Raw genomic sequence first — 13,031 nt, forward strand, 5'->3', positions numbered from 1 at the left:
GTGGCCGAGCCGGACCCGCGCACTCTCGAAGCGCTCGGCCTCGCCGAGGCGCCCCGCGAGCACCCGCTGAGCTACCCGGGCGCCCGGCCCGAGGAATCCGTACTCCTCGACGGGGACCGGCTGTTGCCGCTCACGCGCAGGGTGTACGAGGACCGCGTCCCGGTCCTCGCGGTCGGCTCCAACGCCTGCCCGGCCCAACTCCGGCACAAGATGGCGCAGTCCGGGGTGTCGGGCACGATCCCGATGGTGAAGACGCGGGTCTTCGGCCTCGGGGTCGGCGTCTCGGCCCATGTCAGTCTGATGGGGTACGTGTCCGCGTCGCCGTTCCACGCGCCGGGCGCCGTGGGCGAGTTGTTCCTCACGTGGCTGGACGCGGCGCAGCTCGCGGTGGTGGACGCGAGTGAGGGCGTTCCGGTGGCTGAGGGGGCGTACGGCCGGGCGTGGCTGCCCGCCTCCGACGTGCGGATCGAGTTGGACTCCGGTGAGCTCCTGCCGGGTGCCCATGTGTACGTCAACCGCCGCGGAGTTCTCCACAACGGCTCCGGGACACCTCGCCCGCACCCCGGCGAGCAGCGCCCGCTGCTCGCCTCGCTCCTCGCCGGGTCGGCGCGACTGCGGGAGCTGTTCGGGGAGACGCCGGAGGAGTTCTGCGCGCGGGCTCGCGGCGACGGCGCGCTCTGTGCGCGCGGTACCGAGCTGTTCACGGAGGAGCGGCTCACCACGGCTTCCGGTCTGGAGAAGTACGTAGGAGCCGGCCCGTCCTCGCGCCCCTAAAAGCGGGGAGCTTCACTTCCCCGAGATGGTCAGGTCGCCGCGCCTCGGCACGGCGAAGCCCTCCAGGTCGGCCCTCGTCAGGCCCGTCACCCGCGCCACCTCCGCGATGTCGAGGGCACCGCAGTCCAGGCCGCGCAGGAGGTAGCCGCTGAGGGCCTTGGCGGTGGCGGGCTCGTCCATGACGTCGCCGTCGGTGTGGTTGGCGTAGCGGGAGAGGCGGGCGGCCGCCTGTTCGAAGCCCTCGCGGTAGAAGGCGAAGACGGCGGCGTAGCGGGTCGGGATGTGACCGGGGTGCATGTCCCAGCCCTGGTAGTAGGCGCGGGCCAGGGCGCGGCGGGTGAGGCCGTAGTGGAGGCGCCAGGCGTCGTGGACCTTCTCGGTGGGACCGATCGGCAGCACGTTGGTGGAGCCGTCCGAGACGCGTACGCCGGTGCCGGCGGCCGCGACCTGCATGATCGCCTTGGCGTGGTCGGCGGCCGGATGGTCGCTGGCCTGGTAGGCGGCGCTGACGCCGAGGCAGGCGCTGTAGTCGAAGGTGCCGTAGTGCAGTCCGGTGGCGCGGCCCTCGGCGGCCTGGATCATCCGGGCGACGGTCGCGGTGCCGTCGGTCGCGAGGATGGACTGGCTGGTCTCGATCTGGATCTCGAAGCCGATGCGGCCGGGCTCCAGGCCGCGCGCCTTCTCGAACTCCTCCAGGAGCCGGACCATCGCGGTGACCTGCTCGGCGTACGTCACCTTGGGCAGCGTCAGCACGAGCCCCGCGGGCAGGCCTCCCGACTCCATCAGGCCTGTCAGGAAGATGTCGAGCGTGCGGATGCCCCGGTCTCGTACCGGCGCCTCCATGCACTTCATGCGGATGCCCATGTACGGGGCAGCCGTGCCGTTCTCGTACGCCTCGGCGATCAGGCGGGCCGCGCGAGCCGCCGCCTCGTCCTCCTCGGCGTCCGGGCGCGGGCCGTAGCCGTCCTCGAAGTCGACCCGCAGGTCCTCGATGGGCTCGCGCTCCAGCTTGGCGCGTACACGGTCGTACACGGGTTCGGCGAGGTCGTCGGTGAGGCCGAGGACGGCGGCGAAGGACGCGGCGTCGGGGGCGTGCTCGTCGAGGGCGGCGAGGGCCCGGTCGCCCCAGGAGCGGATGGTGTCGGCGGCGAACACGTCGCCGGGGACGTACACGGTGTGGACGGGCTGCCGGGTGCCAGGGTCTCCGGGGTAACGCCGCGCCAGTTCGGCGTCGACCGGGGCGAGGGAGGCGCTGATCTCCTCGCTGACGGCGCCCGCGAGGCTCGTCGCCACGTTCTCCTGCTGGCCCTGACCCATCCCACACCCTCCAGTTTTCCGCTCCACGGAATCAACAATCCGTAGAGCGAAGTTATCCATGGCCCTTCCCGATGGTCAACACCTGTCCACGGCATGGTCCGTCATGTGCACTCCTGCCCCACGCCTTCTTTCGCGTCGCGGGGCACACCCCTCATGCTGGCCCCGAGGGGAGGGGATCACACATGTCGAACACCCTCAGAGTGACGCGACGCATGGGTCTGCGGACGGTGGTGGCCGCCGCGGTCGCCGTACCCCTGCTCACCACGGCGTCCGCCTCCGCCAGCCGGCGCGGCGGCCACCGTCTGGAGGTCATGACGTTCAACCTGCGCTTCGCGAGCACCGCCGAGCCCAACAGCTGGGCCGTGCGCCGTCCGGTGATGCGCGCGCTGTTACGCCGGGAGGCGCCCCACGTCATCGGCACCCAGGAGGGCATCTACCAGCAACTGCGTGACATCGATTCCGACCTCGGACCGCACTACGACTGGATCGGCACGGGCCGCGTGGGCGGCAGCCACGACGAGGCGGTGGCGATCTTCTTCGACACCCGTCGGCTGGCACCGGTCGAGCACGACAGCTTCTGGCTCTCCGACACCCCCGAGCTGATCGGCTCGAACACCTGGGGCGCCGCCTTCCCGCGCATCGTCACCTGGGTCCGCTTCCGCGACCTGCGGGACGCACGGGAGTTCTATGTGCTCAACACCCATCTGGACCACGCGAGTCAGTACGCACGCATGCGTGCCGCGAGTCTGATGTCCGAACGCGTCGCGCGCTTCGACCGCGCTCTGCCGCTCGTCGTGACCGGCGACTTCAATGCCGTCGCCCACCAGAACCCGGTGTACGAAGCGATGCTGGGCGCCGGGCTCGTCGACACCTGGGACACGGCGGCCGAGCGCGGCACGCTCTACGGGACCTTCCACGGCTACCAGCCGTTGACGCCGGACGGCGACCGCATCGACTGGATCCTGGTGGGCCCCGGGGTGACCGTGCACCGGGCGGCCGTCAACACCTTCTCGGTGGACGGCCAGTTCCCGAGCGACCATCTGCCCGTGCAGGCCTGGCTGAGCCTGCCATGAGCGAGGCCCCCGTGACCGCGCGGGCGGTCACGGGGGCCTCGTACGGCCGGAGCCGGACTCGATCAGCCCTTGCGGGTCTTGATCTCCTCGGTGAGCTGCGGGACGACCTCGAAGAGGTCGCCCACCACGCCGTAGTCGACCAGGTCGAAGATGGGCGCCTCGGCGTCCTTGTTGATCGCGACGATCGTCTTCGACGTCTGCATACCGGCGCGGTGCTGGATCGCGCCGGAGATGCCGGAGGCGATGTACAACTGCGGCGAGACGGACTTGCCGGTCTGGCCGACCTGGTTGGTGTGCGGGTACCAGCCGGCGTCGACCGCGGCACGCGAGGCACCCACGGCCGCGCCGAGGGAGTCGGCGAGCGCCTCGATGATCGAGAAGTTCTCGGCGCCGTTGACGCCACGGCCGCCGGAGACCACGATCGCGGCCTCGGTCAGCTCGGGGCGGCCGGTCGACTCGCGCGGGGTACGCGCGGTGACCTTGGTGCCGGTGGCCTTCTCGGAGAAGGACACCGCGAGGGCCTCGACGGCGCCCGCGGCCGGGGCGGCCTCCACGGCGGCCGAGTTCGGCTTGACCGTGATGACCGGGGTGCCCTTGGCGACACGGGACTTGGTGGTGAAGGAGGCGGCGAACGCGGACTGCGTGGCCACCGGGCCCTCGTCACCGGCCTCCAGGTCGGTCGCGTCCGTGATGATGCCGGAGCCGATGCGGACCGCGAGGCGCGCCGCGATCTCCTTGCCCTCGGCGGAGGACGGGACGAGCACGGCGGCCAGGGAGCCCCCGGCGGACACCACCTCGTACGCGGCCTGGAGCGCGTCCACCTTCGGGACGACCAGGTAGTCGGCGTACTCGGCGGCGTCGTGCGTGAGGACCTTGACCGCACCGTGCTCGGCGAGCGCGGGGGCGGTGGCCTCGGCGCCGGAGCCGAGGGCGACGGCGACGGGCTCACCGATGCGGCGGGCCAGCGTCAGCAGCTCCAGGGTGGGCTTGCGGACGGCGCCGTCCACGTGGTCGACGTAGACGAGAACTTCAGCCATGGGACTTCTTCTCTCCTGCTTACGAAAGATGAGGGGCGGTCAGCGAGTGGAGGTTCAGCGAGCCTCGAACAGGCCTTTAGATGAACTTCTGGCCCGCGAGGAACTCGGCGAGCTGCTTGCCGCCCTCGCCCTCGTCCTTGACGATCGTGCCGGCCGTGCGCGCCGGGCGCTCGGTCGCGGAGTCGACCTTGGTCCAGGCGCCCTCGAGACCGACCTCGTCCGCCTCGATCTCCAGGTCCTCCAGGTCCCAGGACTCCACCGGCTTCTTCTTGGCGGCCATGATGCCCTTGAAGGAGGGGTAGCGCGCCTCACCCGACTGGTCGGTCACCGACACGACGGCCGGGAGGGAGGCCTCCAGCTGCTCGGACGCGCTGTCACCGTCACGGCGGCCCTTGACGACGCCGTCCTCGACGGAGACCTCGGAGAGCAGGGTGACCTGCGGGACGCCCAGGCGCTCCGCCAGCAGGGCGGGGACGATACCGGCGGTGCCGTCGGTCGAGGCCATGCCGGAGATGACCAGGTCGTAGCCGGCCTTCTCGATCGCCTTGGCGAGCACCAGCGACGTACCGATCGCGTCGGTGCCGTGCAGGTCGTCGTCCTCGACGTGGATGGCCTTGTCCGCGCCCATGGAAAGCGCCTTGCGCAGCGCGTCCTTGGCGTCCTCGGGGCCGACGGTCAGCACGGTGATCTCGGCGTCGTCCGCTTCGTCGGCGATCTGCAGCGCCTGCTCCACCGCGTATTCGTCGAGCTCCGAGAGCAGACCGTCCACGTCGTCACGGTCCACGGTCAGGTCATCGGCGAAGTGCCGGTCGCCAGTGGCGTCGGGCACGTACTTCACAGTGACAACGATCCTCAAGCTCACGCCGGCTCTCCTACTGCATCGTCATTTCTGGGCTGCCTTCTTTCAGGCAGCATAGGCGCCTGAAGCGGCCGATCCCGGTCGGGGCGGCCCGCGCTCCGAACGAAATATTACTCGCCAGTACACCCAGTTCCTGCCCACTAAGCAAGCGCTTTGAACTGTGACCTTGGCAACGCTGCGTAACCGACGAGTAGGACTCGCCGGTAGGACCGGCGAGTAGCTTCAGTCGCGCAGGCCGTTGAAGCGTCCCTGGTGGTACAGCAGCGGGCGGCCCGCGCCGGACGGATCACCGAGGACGACCTCGGCCAGCACGATGCGATGATCCCCGGCCGGCACCCGCGCCGCGACCCGGCAGACCAGCCAGGCCAGTACGCCGTCGAGGACGGGAACACCTTCCGGGCCCTTGCGCCAACGGGTGGGCGCGCCGAAGCGGTCGGCGCCGCTGCGGGCGAAGGTGGCGGCGAGTTCCTGCTGGTGCTCGCCGAGTATGTGGATGCCGACGTGGTCGGACTCGGAGATCGCGGGCCAGCTGGAGGCGCCGACACCGATGCCGAAGGAGACGATCGGGGGCTCGGCGGAGACCGAGCTGAGCGAGGTGGCGGTGAAGCCCACGGGACCCGAGCCGCCCTGCGCCGTGATCACGGCGACACCGGCCGCGTGCTGCCGGAAGACGGAGCGCAGGAGGTCGGGTGAGGCGAGTTGCGCATCGGGAGAGGCGAGCCGAAAAGTGTCCAGGTCGGGCGTGGCCGTCATGGAGTCGTCCTTCTGCGAGGGGTGACGTGGGGGTCCCCCCGCTCGAGCGAAGCCGAGAGTGGGGGAAGGTCCGTGGGTGCTCAACAGACCGGACAGCGCGCACTCGCGGTGCGGGCCAGGTCCACGTGGACGCGCTCGAAGAGAAGGAGTTCCGGGGGCATACGGTCAGGTTGACGATAGGTGGTGCGTGCAGTCAAGTACGTCCGGTCATCTGCGAGATGCCTCACCATGATCGCCACGAGTCAGACGGCCTCTCCCAGCGCCGCGATCACATCCGCCTTGCGCGGCTGTCCGGTCGCGCGCCGCACGATCCGTCCGTCGGCGTCGAGGACGAGCACGGTCGGGGTCTTGAGGATCTCGAGTTCGCGGACGAGTTCGAGGCGGTCCTCGGCGTCGATCTCCACGTGGTGCACGCCCGGGACCATTCCGGCCACCTCGGCGAGCACCCGCCGGGTGGCCCGGCAGGGAGCGCAGAAAGCGCTGGAGAACTGGACGAGCGTGGCCCGTTCACCGAGCCCCTCCCCCAACTCCGCCGCGCCGAGCCGCTTTCCACCGTCACGCCCGCGCACTCTCACCCTCCCGTTCCGCCGCCGTTGCAGCACTCCGAACGCGCTCGCCGCCGCGAGCACCACCACGCACACCACAAGTCCGGTCATCTCCAGCACAAGCATTCACGAGACCGCAAAGATTCCCGGGTCCACGGACCGCCGTTCATACGGAATGCTTGATTCATGGACATTGACGCAAGAGGGCCGCGGTTCGGTGCGGCCGTGACGACCGTCGTACTGGCGGCCGTTCTGATCACCGGCAGCACCTGGCTGTTGGCCTGGCAGGTACTGGCGTTCGCGCTGGGCGCCTCGGGCGGCGTGGCGCGCTCTCCCTACGGCTGGCTGTTCCGGAAGGTCGTACGCCCCCGACTCGGGCCGCCCGCACAGTTCGAGTCGCCGCAGCCGCCGCAGTTCGCGCAGGCCGTCGGGCTCGTGTTCGCCGTCGTGGGTCTGATCGGTTTCACGGCGGGGCCCGACTGGCTGGGGTTCGCCGCGACCGGCTGCGCGCTGGCGGCCGCGTTCCTCAACGCGGCGTTCGGGTACTGCCTGGGCTGCGAGATGTACCTGCTCGTACGTCGGTTGACCGTACGCGCCCAGTGACGGTGAGTGAGAAGTGCGAGGTCGATCAGGGGACACGTGACGAGGATCTCGCCGCATCGCGGCACTGGGACTGGCCACTCGTCCGTTCTTCGGGCACGATCTGCGCAATGCCGTAAACCTACGGCTGCGTAACTTTCCCGCCGGGAGACCCCTTCCCGAGCAGAGAGAAAGGGTCCACCCCGTCCATGGCAGAGCTTGTCTACCGTCCCGTCGTCGGTCTCGCCCAAGTGTTGTTCAAGGCCTGGGACCTCAAGATCGACTGCAAGGGATCGGAGAACATTCCGCGCTCGGGCGGCGCCGTGCTGGTCAGCAACCACATCAGTTATCTGGACTTCATCTTCGACGGTCTGGCCACCCTGCCGCAGAAGCGCCTGGTGCGTTTCATGGCGAAGGAGTCGGTCTTCCGGCACAAGATCTCCGGTCCGCTGATGCGGGGCATGAAGCACATCCCGGTGGACCGCAAGCAGGGCGAGACGGCGTATCAACACGCGCTGGATTCACTGCGGTCCGGCGAGATCGTCGGCGTCTTTCCCGAAGCGACCATCTCCCAGTCCTTCACCCTGAAGAGCTTCAAGTCGGGTGCCGCGCGCATGGCCCAGGAGGCCGGCGTGCCGCTGATCCCGATGGCTCTGTGGGGCACCCAGCGGCTGTGGACCAAGGGCCAGCCGCGCAACTTCAAGCGCAGCCACACCCCGATCACCATCCGGGTCGGCGAACCGGTGGAGGCGCCGCAGGACCAGTACGCGGGCGCCATCACCCGGCGGCTGCGCGAGCGCGTCCAGGAGCTCCTGGAGGCCGCGCAGCGCGCCTATCCGGTCCGCCCCAAGGGCCCGGACGACACCTGGTGGATGCCCGCACACCTCGGCGGCACGGCGCCGACCCCCGAAGAGGTGAAGGCGGCCGAGGCCCGCTGAATCGTCACGCCGGGGCGTGGACGGTGATCCGCGCCCCGGGGCTGAACTTCTCCGGGAGTGCGGTGAGTTCGGCCCCGTCGCACCACACCACCCCCGCCCGCGTCCGGGTGATGGGCGGCCGGTCTCAGAGTGCGCCGGGAAGCGTCTTCCAGAGGTGCGGCCGGTCGGGGGCGGCCTTGAGGACGCTCAGCACGACCGGGTGAGGTTCGGCGTACAGGACCGGATAGTCGAGCTCGTCGAACTCGGGATCGGGCGTGAAGGCCAGCCGCTCGCCGTCCAGGGAGAACTGGGCGTCCACGCCCGGCTTGTTGCCCCGGGGGTCCTGCCGGTGCCAGGCGCCGTTGAACCGCACGGCGACCAGCCCGTGCACCTCGTCGAACTTCTGGTAGCAGAACGCCGTCGGGATGTCCTCGGCCCGCAGCAGCGCGGCCAGCGCGTGGGCCTTCGCGTAGCAGATGCCGGTGCGCCGCTCCAGCACGTCGGAGGCACGCCAGGTGACCCGAAGATCGCCGGAGTCCTGCGAGTGCGGAATGGTGTCGCGCACGAATTCGAAGGCCGCCCGCGCATAGGCATACGAGTCGACGGCCCCCTTGGCCAGCCGCGCGGCCGTCTCCCGTACGAGCGGATGGTGATGGTCGATGACCTCGTCGGCGGCCAAGTAGGCAGACAGGTCGGCGGTGTTCTGGATCAGCTCCATGCCCGGAGAGCATAGGAATGCGATCACCCGAGAGTCAATGACTTTTCAGGTGACCGCATATCTATGCAGACGCTGGTGCTCCGGCTACGCGTGAGCCATCTCCTCCTTGAGCGCCGCCACGAACCCGTCGACGTCGTCCTCGGTCGTGTCGAAGGAGCACATCCAGCGGACGTCGCCCGCCGCCTCGTCCCAGAAGTAGAAGCGGTAGCGCTTCTGGAGCCGCTCGCTCACGTCGTGCGGGAGTCGCGCGAAGACGGCGTTGGCCTGGACCGGGTGGAGGATCTCCACGCCGTGCACCGCGCGCACGCCGTCGGCCAGCCGCTGGGCCATCTGGTTGGAGTGGCGGGCGTTGCGCAGCCACAGGTCCTTGGCGAGCAGCGCCTCCAACTGCACGGAGACGAAGCGCATCTTGGAGGCGAGCTGCATGGACAGCTTGCGCAGGTGCTTCATGTGACTGACCGCGTCCTGGTTGAGGACGACGACGGCCTCGCCGTACAGCGCGCCGTTCTTCGTCCCGCCGAGGCTCAGGAGGTCGACGCCGACCGCGTTGGTGAACGACCGCATGGGGACGTCCAGGGAGGCGGCCGCGTTGGCTATCCGGGACCCGTCCAGGTGCACCTTCATGCCGTGCGCGTGGGCGTGGTCGCAGATCGCGCGGATCTCGTCGGGCGTGTAGAGGGTGCCCAGTTCGGTGCTCTGGGTGATCGACACGACCTGCGGCATCGCACGGTGCTCGTCGTCCCAGCCGAAGGCCTGACGGTCGATCAGCTCAGGAGTGAGCTTGCCGTCGGGCGTGGGCACGGTGAGCAGCTTGAGGCCGCCCATGCGCTCGGGGGCGCCGCCCTCGTCGACATTGATGTGCGCGCTCTCCGCGCAGATCACCGCGCCCCAGCGGTCGGTGACCGCCTGGAGCGCGACCACGTTCGCGCCGGTCCCGTTGAAGACCGGGAAGGCCTCGGCGGTGGCGCCGAAGTGACTGCGGATGATCTGCTGGAGGTTCGCCGTGTAGTCGTCCTCGCCGTACGCGACCTGGTGCCCGCCGTTGGCCAGGGCCACGGCGGCGAGCACCTCGGGATGGGCCCCCGCGTAGTTGTCGCTGGCGAAACCGCGGACGGCCGGGTCGTGGTGACGCCGGGCGTCGGTCTTCGGAGGGTTCACGGCTTCTCGGTCAGCCACAGACGGTTTCCGTTCACTTCACCGGCGGGCCGCGACCAGACGCCGGCGATGGCCTCGGCCAGATCCTCGACGTCCGTGAAGCCCGCGAACTTCGCGTTCGGGCGCTCGGCGCGCATCGCGTCGTGCACCAGTGCCTTGACCACCAGGATGGCAGCCGCGGAAGTCGGGCCCTGCTCGCCCCCTGCCTTGCGGAAGTAGTCGGCCATGGCCAGCGTCCACGCCTCGGCGGCGGCCTTGGCTGCGGAGTAGGCGGCGTTGCCCGCGGTGGGCTTGCTCGCGCCGGCGGCGCTGATCAGGAGGTAGCGGCCACGGTCGCTGCGCTGCAACGCCTCGTGGAACGCGAGGGACGTGTTCTGCACCGTGCGGATGAGCAGCAGCTCCAGGAAGTCCCAGTCGTCGAGGCTCGTCCTGGTGAAGGTCTCGCTGCCCCGCCAGCCGCCGACCAGGTGGACCAGGCCGTCGACATGGCCGAAGTCCTTCTCGATGCGGACGGCCCAGTCGCGGGTCGACTCGAGATCGAGCAGGTCGACCGTGTCGCCCACGACGGTGGCGCCGCCGTGCCCGTAGCGGGCCGCGTCCACGGCCTCCGCGAGCCGCTCGGGATCGTTGTCCGATCCGATGACGGTCGCGCCCGCGTCGGCGAGCCGGGCCAGCGTCGCGCGCCCGGCGGGTCCACCCGCTCCGGCGACCGCGATCACCGCGCCGCTGAGAGGTCCGTTGCCGTTTCCGTGTGCCATCGCCTTCGCCTCCTGAACATCCCCGGTACGAGCGCTCACGCGGCGGCCCGCTCGGCGCTCGTCGCGGTGATGCCCTTGGTGGAGGCGATCACGTTCTTCAGTTTCTTGGAGAGCGCCTCATAGAACATGCTCAGCGGAAACTCGTCCGGAAGCACGTCGTCGACGAGCTTACGGGGCGGCTGGGTCAGATCGAGGGCGTCCGGGCCCTTGGCCCAGCGGGAGCCGGGGTGCGGGGCGAGGTAGGTGGAGACGAGCTCGTACGCCTTGAACCAGTGGACGAGCTTGGGGCGGTCGATGCCGGCCCTGTAGAGGTCCTCGATCTCGGCGCACAGCTGGTTGGTGACCTGAGGGGCGCGCTGCCAGTCGATGTGCAGCTTGTTGTCGGTCCAGCGGACGACGTCGTGCTGGTGCAGGTAGGCGAAGAGGAGCTGGCCGCCGAGACCGTCGTAGTTGCGGACGCGGTCACCGGTGACCGGGAAGCGGAACATCCGGTCGAAGAGCACCGCGTACTGCACGTCACGGCCGTGCTGGTGGCCCTCGGCCTCCAGCTTCACGGCCTCCTTGAAGGCGGTGAGGTCGCAGCGCAGCTCCTCCAGGCCGTACATCCAGAACGGCTGGCGCTGCTTGATCATGAACGGGTCGAAGGGCAGGTCGCCGTGGCTGTGGGTGCGGTCGTGGACCATGTCCCACAGCACGAAGGCCTGCTCGCAGCGCTCCTGGTCGTGGACCATCGCGGCGATGTCCTCGGGCAGCTGAAGGCCCAGGACGTCCACGGCGGCGTCGGTGACGGCGCGGAAGCGGGCGGCCTCGCGGTCACAGAAGATGCCGCCCCAGGAGAATCGTTCCGGCGCCTCGCGCACGGCGATCGTCTCCGGGAAGAGGACGGCCGAGTTGGTGTCGTAGCCCGCCGTGAAGTCCTCGAAGGTGATGCCGCAGAACAGCGGGTTGTCGTAGCGGGTGCGCTCCAGCTCCGCCAGCCAGTCCGGCCAGACCATGCGCAGCACGACCGCCTCGAAGTTGCGGTCCGGGTTGCCGTTCTGCGTGTACATCGGGAAGACGACCAGGTGCTGGAGGCCGTCCTCGCGGTGCGCGGCGGGCTGGAAGGCCAGCAGGGAGTCCAGGAAGTCGGGCACCTGGAAGCCACCGTCGGCCCAGCGGCGCAGGTCCTTCACGAGCGCCTCGTGGTACTCGGCGTCGTGCGGCAGCAGCGGGGCGAGCCGCTCGATGGCGTCTATGGCACGGCGTACGGCCAGATCGGCGTCGGCCGTGTCCGGGGCACCCTCGGCCTCGAAGTCGATCGACCCGTCCTTGGACTGCCAGGGCCGGATCTCCTCCACGGCATCCTTGAGCACGGGCCAAGCCGGGTGCTCCACCACCCTGCCCACGGGAGGAACCCGCTCCTCCACACCCACTGGCACAAGAATTTCCGTCATCTCTCACCCTCCACGGGAGAACCTCGCGTATGCACACCGTATGTAAACGAGGTTCCTTCCCGCAAGGGGAGACTCGATAGATTATCCTGCACCACCCCACCTTCACCGCTCTTTTTCCTGCCGGATACCGTGGAGGCGATTACTTCCGCTATATGGCGCCGGGCAGACAGACATCCGCGGGAAGCGCCGGGAAGTGGCAGGAGCAACGGCTCCGGGGCGCTCGGGGTCAACCGCCGAAAGACTCGCCCACGCCCGGGTGACGCGCCCCGGCGGCAACGGCCCGCTCTCCCCTTGTGGCAGACACGCCCTGCCTGGCGTACGAGCGGGTACATCCCGCGGCGGGACGATTAGGCTGCGGCCTTGCCGCGTGGGTGCCGCCGAGACCACGCGCGAGCCGAGCCGCCGTCGACGGAAGCGAGTCGAATCTTGAACTTCCTCACCATCGGTCATCGCGGAGTGATGGGTGTCGAACCCGAGAACACCCTCCGTTCCTTCATCGCCGCCCAGCACGCGGGCCTCGACCTGATCGAACTCGATCTGCATCTGAGCAAGGACGGCGCGCTGGTCGTCATGCACGACGCGGACGTGGACCGTACGACCGACGGCTCGGGGCCGATCGCCGAGATGACCCTCGCCGAGCTGCGCGCCCTGGACGCCGGGCACGGTGAGCGCGTGCCCGTCTTCGAAGAGGTCCTGGACGCCGTCAGGGCGCCGCTGCAGGCCGAGATCAAGGACACGGCGGCGGCGCGGGCGCTCGCCGAGGTGATGCACCGGCGCGATCTGGTGGGGCGGGTCGAGGTGTCGTCGTTCCACGACGAGGCGATCGCCGAGATCACGCGGCTCGTGCCGGGCGTCCGCACGGCGCTCATCGCGAGCCGCTACGGCGTCGATGTCGTGGACCGCGCCGTGGAGGTCGGCGCCGCCACCGTCTGTCTCAACATCCGCCGACTGACCCTGGAGGTCGTCGAGCACGCCCGCAAGGCGGATCTGCGGATCATCGGCTGGGTGGTGAACACCCAGGACCACCTGCGGCTGGTGCGGGCCCTGGAGCTGGACGGCGCGACCACCGACTACCCCCAGATCAAACGCACCGGCCGCTTCACGGCCTGAGGA

The 13,031-nt window shown here is 69.7% G+C and carries 14 protein-coding genes; 5 read left to right on the forward strand and 9 right to left on the reverse strand.

Annotation, left to right across the window (positions count from 1 at the left end):
- A complete protein-coding gene (locus KVT44_RS12930) occupies positions 1-774 on the forward strand; it encodes a hypothetical protein (RefSeq protein ID WP_217567142.1) in 774 nt (257 codons plus the stop codon).
- Positions 775-786: 12 nt separating this feature from the next.
- Here the strand turns inward: KVT44_RS12930 and KVT44_RS12935 are convergent, their stop codons facing one another.
- A complete protein-coding gene (locus KVT44_RS12935; protein WP_095856179.1) occupies positions 787-2,091 on the reverse strand; it encodes an aldolase/citrate lyase family protein in 1,305 nt (434 codons plus the stop codon).
- A 182-nt stretch (positions 2,092-2,273) separates the two neighbouring features.
- Here KVT44_RS12935 and KVT44_RS12940 point away from each other — a divergent pair, with 182 nt between their 5' ends.
- Positions 2,274-3,164 (forward strand): endonuclease/exonuclease/phosphatase family protein, encoded by an 891-nt coding sequence (locus KVT44_RS12940; protein WP_217567143.1) that lies wholly within the window; start codon positions 2,274-2,276, stop codon positions 3,162-3,164.
- 62 nt (positions 3,165-3,226) lie between these two features.
- Here the strand turns inward: KVT44_RS12940 and KVT44_RS12945 are convergent, their stop codons facing one another.
- From KVT44_RS12945 to KVT44_RS12960, 4 genes are all read right to left on the reverse strand, one after another.
- Complete coding sequence (locus tag KVT44_RS12945; protein WP_168506416.1) at positions 3,227-4,201, reverse strand: electron transfer flavoprotein subunit alpha/FixB family protein; 975 nt, start codon at positions 4,199-4,201, stop codon at positions 3,227-3,229.
- Between the two features lie 76 nt (positions 4,202-4,277).
- On the reverse strand, positions 4,278-5,063 hold the full coding sequence (locus KVT44_RS12950) for an electron transfer flavoprotein subunit beta/FixA family protein (RefSeq protein ID WP_054228809.1): 786 nt from the start codon (positions 5,061-5,063) through the stop codon (positions 4,278-4,280).
- Between the two features lie 219 nt (positions 5,064-5,282).
- Positions 5,283-5,813, reverse strand: coding sequence for a flavin reductase family protein (locus KVT44_RS12955; RefSeq protein ID WP_099924215.1), 531 nt, complete (start codon positions 5,811-5,813; stop codon positions 5,283-5,285).
- Between the two features lie 242 nt (positions 5,814-6,055).
- Positions 6,056-6,469, reverse strand: a complete 414-nt coding sequence (locus tag KVT44_RS12960) for a thioredoxin family protein (protein ID WP_217567206.1) — start codon at positions 6,467-6,469, stop codon at positions 6,056-6,058.
- A gap of 75 nt (positions 6,470-6,544) precedes the next feature.
- Here KVT44_RS12960 and KVT44_RS12965 point away from each other — a divergent pair, with 75 nt between their 5' ends.
- Both KVT44_RS12965 and KVT44_RS12970 read left to right on the forward strand, forming a co-directional pair.
- Positions 6,545-6,961: a DUF4395 domain-containing protein gene (locus KVT44_RS12965; protein WP_168506419.1), complete on the forward strand. Its 417-nt coding sequence runs from the start codon at positions 6,545-6,547 to the stop codon at positions 6,959-6,961.
- A gap of 185 nt (positions 6,962-7,146) precedes the next feature.
- Positions 7,147-7,875, forward strand: a complete 729-nt coding sequence (locus tag KVT44_RS12970) for a 1-acyl-sn-glycerol-3-phosphate acyltransferase (RefSeq protein ID WP_190169285.1) — start codon at positions 7,147-7,149, stop codon at positions 7,873-7,875.
- A 124-nt stretch (positions 7,876-7,999) separates the two neighbouring features.
- Here the strand turns inward: KVT44_RS12970 and KVT44_RS12975 are convergent, their stop codons facing one another.
- The 4 genes from KVT44_RS12975 to KVT44_RS12990 all read right to left on the reverse strand — a co-directional run bounded on the left by KVT44_RS12975 (position 8,000) and on the right by KVT44_RS12990 (position 11,918).
- Positions 8,000-8,572 carry a transglutaminase domain-containing protein gene (locus KVT44_RS12975; protein WP_217567144.1) on the reverse strand — a complete coding sequence of 191 codons (573 nt, stop codon included), beginning with the start codon at positions 8,570-8,572 and terminating at the stop codon, positions 8,000-8,002.
- A gap of 84 nt (positions 8,573-8,656) precedes the next feature.
- A complete protein-coding gene (locus KVT44_RS12980; protein WP_217567145.1) occupies positions 8,657-9,730 on the reverse strand; it encodes a low specificity L-threonine aldolase in 1,074 nt (357 codons plus the stop codon).
- Positions 9,727-10,485, reverse strand: a complete 759-nt coding sequence (locus KVT44_RS12985) for an SDR family oxidoreductase (protein WP_099924211.1) — start codon at positions 10,483-10,485, stop codon at positions 9,727-9,729. Before KVT44_RS12985 ends, KVT44_RS12980 begins: the two co-directional genes overlap by 4 nt.
- Positions 10,486-10,520: 35 nt before the next feature.
- A complete protein-coding gene (locus tag KVT44_RS12990; RefSeq protein WP_217567146.1) occupies positions 10,521-11,918 on the reverse strand; it encodes a DUF6421 family protein in 1,398 nt (465 codons plus the stop codon).
- Between the two features lie 426 nt (positions 11,919-12,344).
- Between KVT44_RS12990 and KVT44_RS12995 the strand changes: the two genes are divergently transcribed.
- The gene (locus KVT44_RS12995) at positions 12,345-13,028 is read left to right on the forward strand and encodes a glycerophosphodiester phosphodiesterase family protein (RefSeq protein ID WP_190169282.1); all 684 of its coding nucleotides are present in this window, start codon (positions 12,345-12,347) and stop codon (positions 13,026-13,028) included.
- The last annotated feature ends 3 nt before the right edge of the window (positions 13,029-13,031 follow it).

The sequence above is a fragment of the Streptomyces sp. GbtcB7 genome (genome assembly GCF_019091445.1).
GTDB lineage: Bacteria > Actinomycetota > Actinomycetes > Streptomycetales > Streptomycetaceae > Streptomyces > Streptomyces mirabilis.

Excerpts from the sequence above, each read along its gene's own strand:
- KVT44_RS12990 (WP_217567146.1), bottom strand. The coding sequence starts at position 11,918 with ATGACGGAAATTCTTGTGCCAGTGGGTGTGGAGGAGCGGGTTCCTCCC.
- KVT44_RS12945 (WP_168506416.1), bottom strand. The coding sequence starts at position 4,201 with ATGGCTGAAGTTCTCGTCTACGTCGACCACGTGGACGGCGCCGTCCGC.
- KVT44_RS12970 (WP_190169285.1), top strand. The coding sequence starts at position 7,147 with ATGGCAGAGCTTGTCTACCGTCCCGTCGTCGGTCTCGCCCAAGTGTTG.
- KVT44_RS12940 (WP_217567143.1), top strand. The coding sequence starts at position 2,274 with ATGTCGAACACCCTCAGAGTGACGCGACGCATGGGTCTGCGGACGGTG.
- KVT44_RS12985 (WP_099924211.1), bottom strand. The coding sequence starts at position 10,485 with ATGGCACACGGAAACGGCAACGGACCTCTCAGCGGCGCGGTGATCGCG.
- KVT44_RS12965 (WP_168506419.1), top strand. The coding sequence starts at position 6,545 with ATGGACATTGACGCAAGAGGGCCGCGGTTCGGTGCGGCCGTGACGACC.
- KVT44_RS12955 (WP_099924215.1), bottom strand. The coding sequence starts at position 5,813 with ATGACGGCCACGCCCGACCTGGACACTTTTCGGCTCGCCTCTCCCGAT.
- KVT44_RS12935 (WP_095856179.1), bottom strand. The coding sequence starts at position 2,091 with ATGGGTCAGGGCCAGCAGGAGAACGTGGCGACGAGCCTCGCGGGCGCC.
- KVT44_RS12960 (WP_217567206.1), bottom strand. The coding sequence starts at position 6,469 with ATGACCGGACTTGTGGTGTGCGTGGTGGTGCTCGCGGCGGCGAGCGCG.
- KVT44_RS12975 (WP_217567144.1), bottom strand. The coding sequence starts at position 8,572 with ATGGAGCTGATCCAGAACACCGCCGACCTGTCTGCCTACTTGGCCGCC.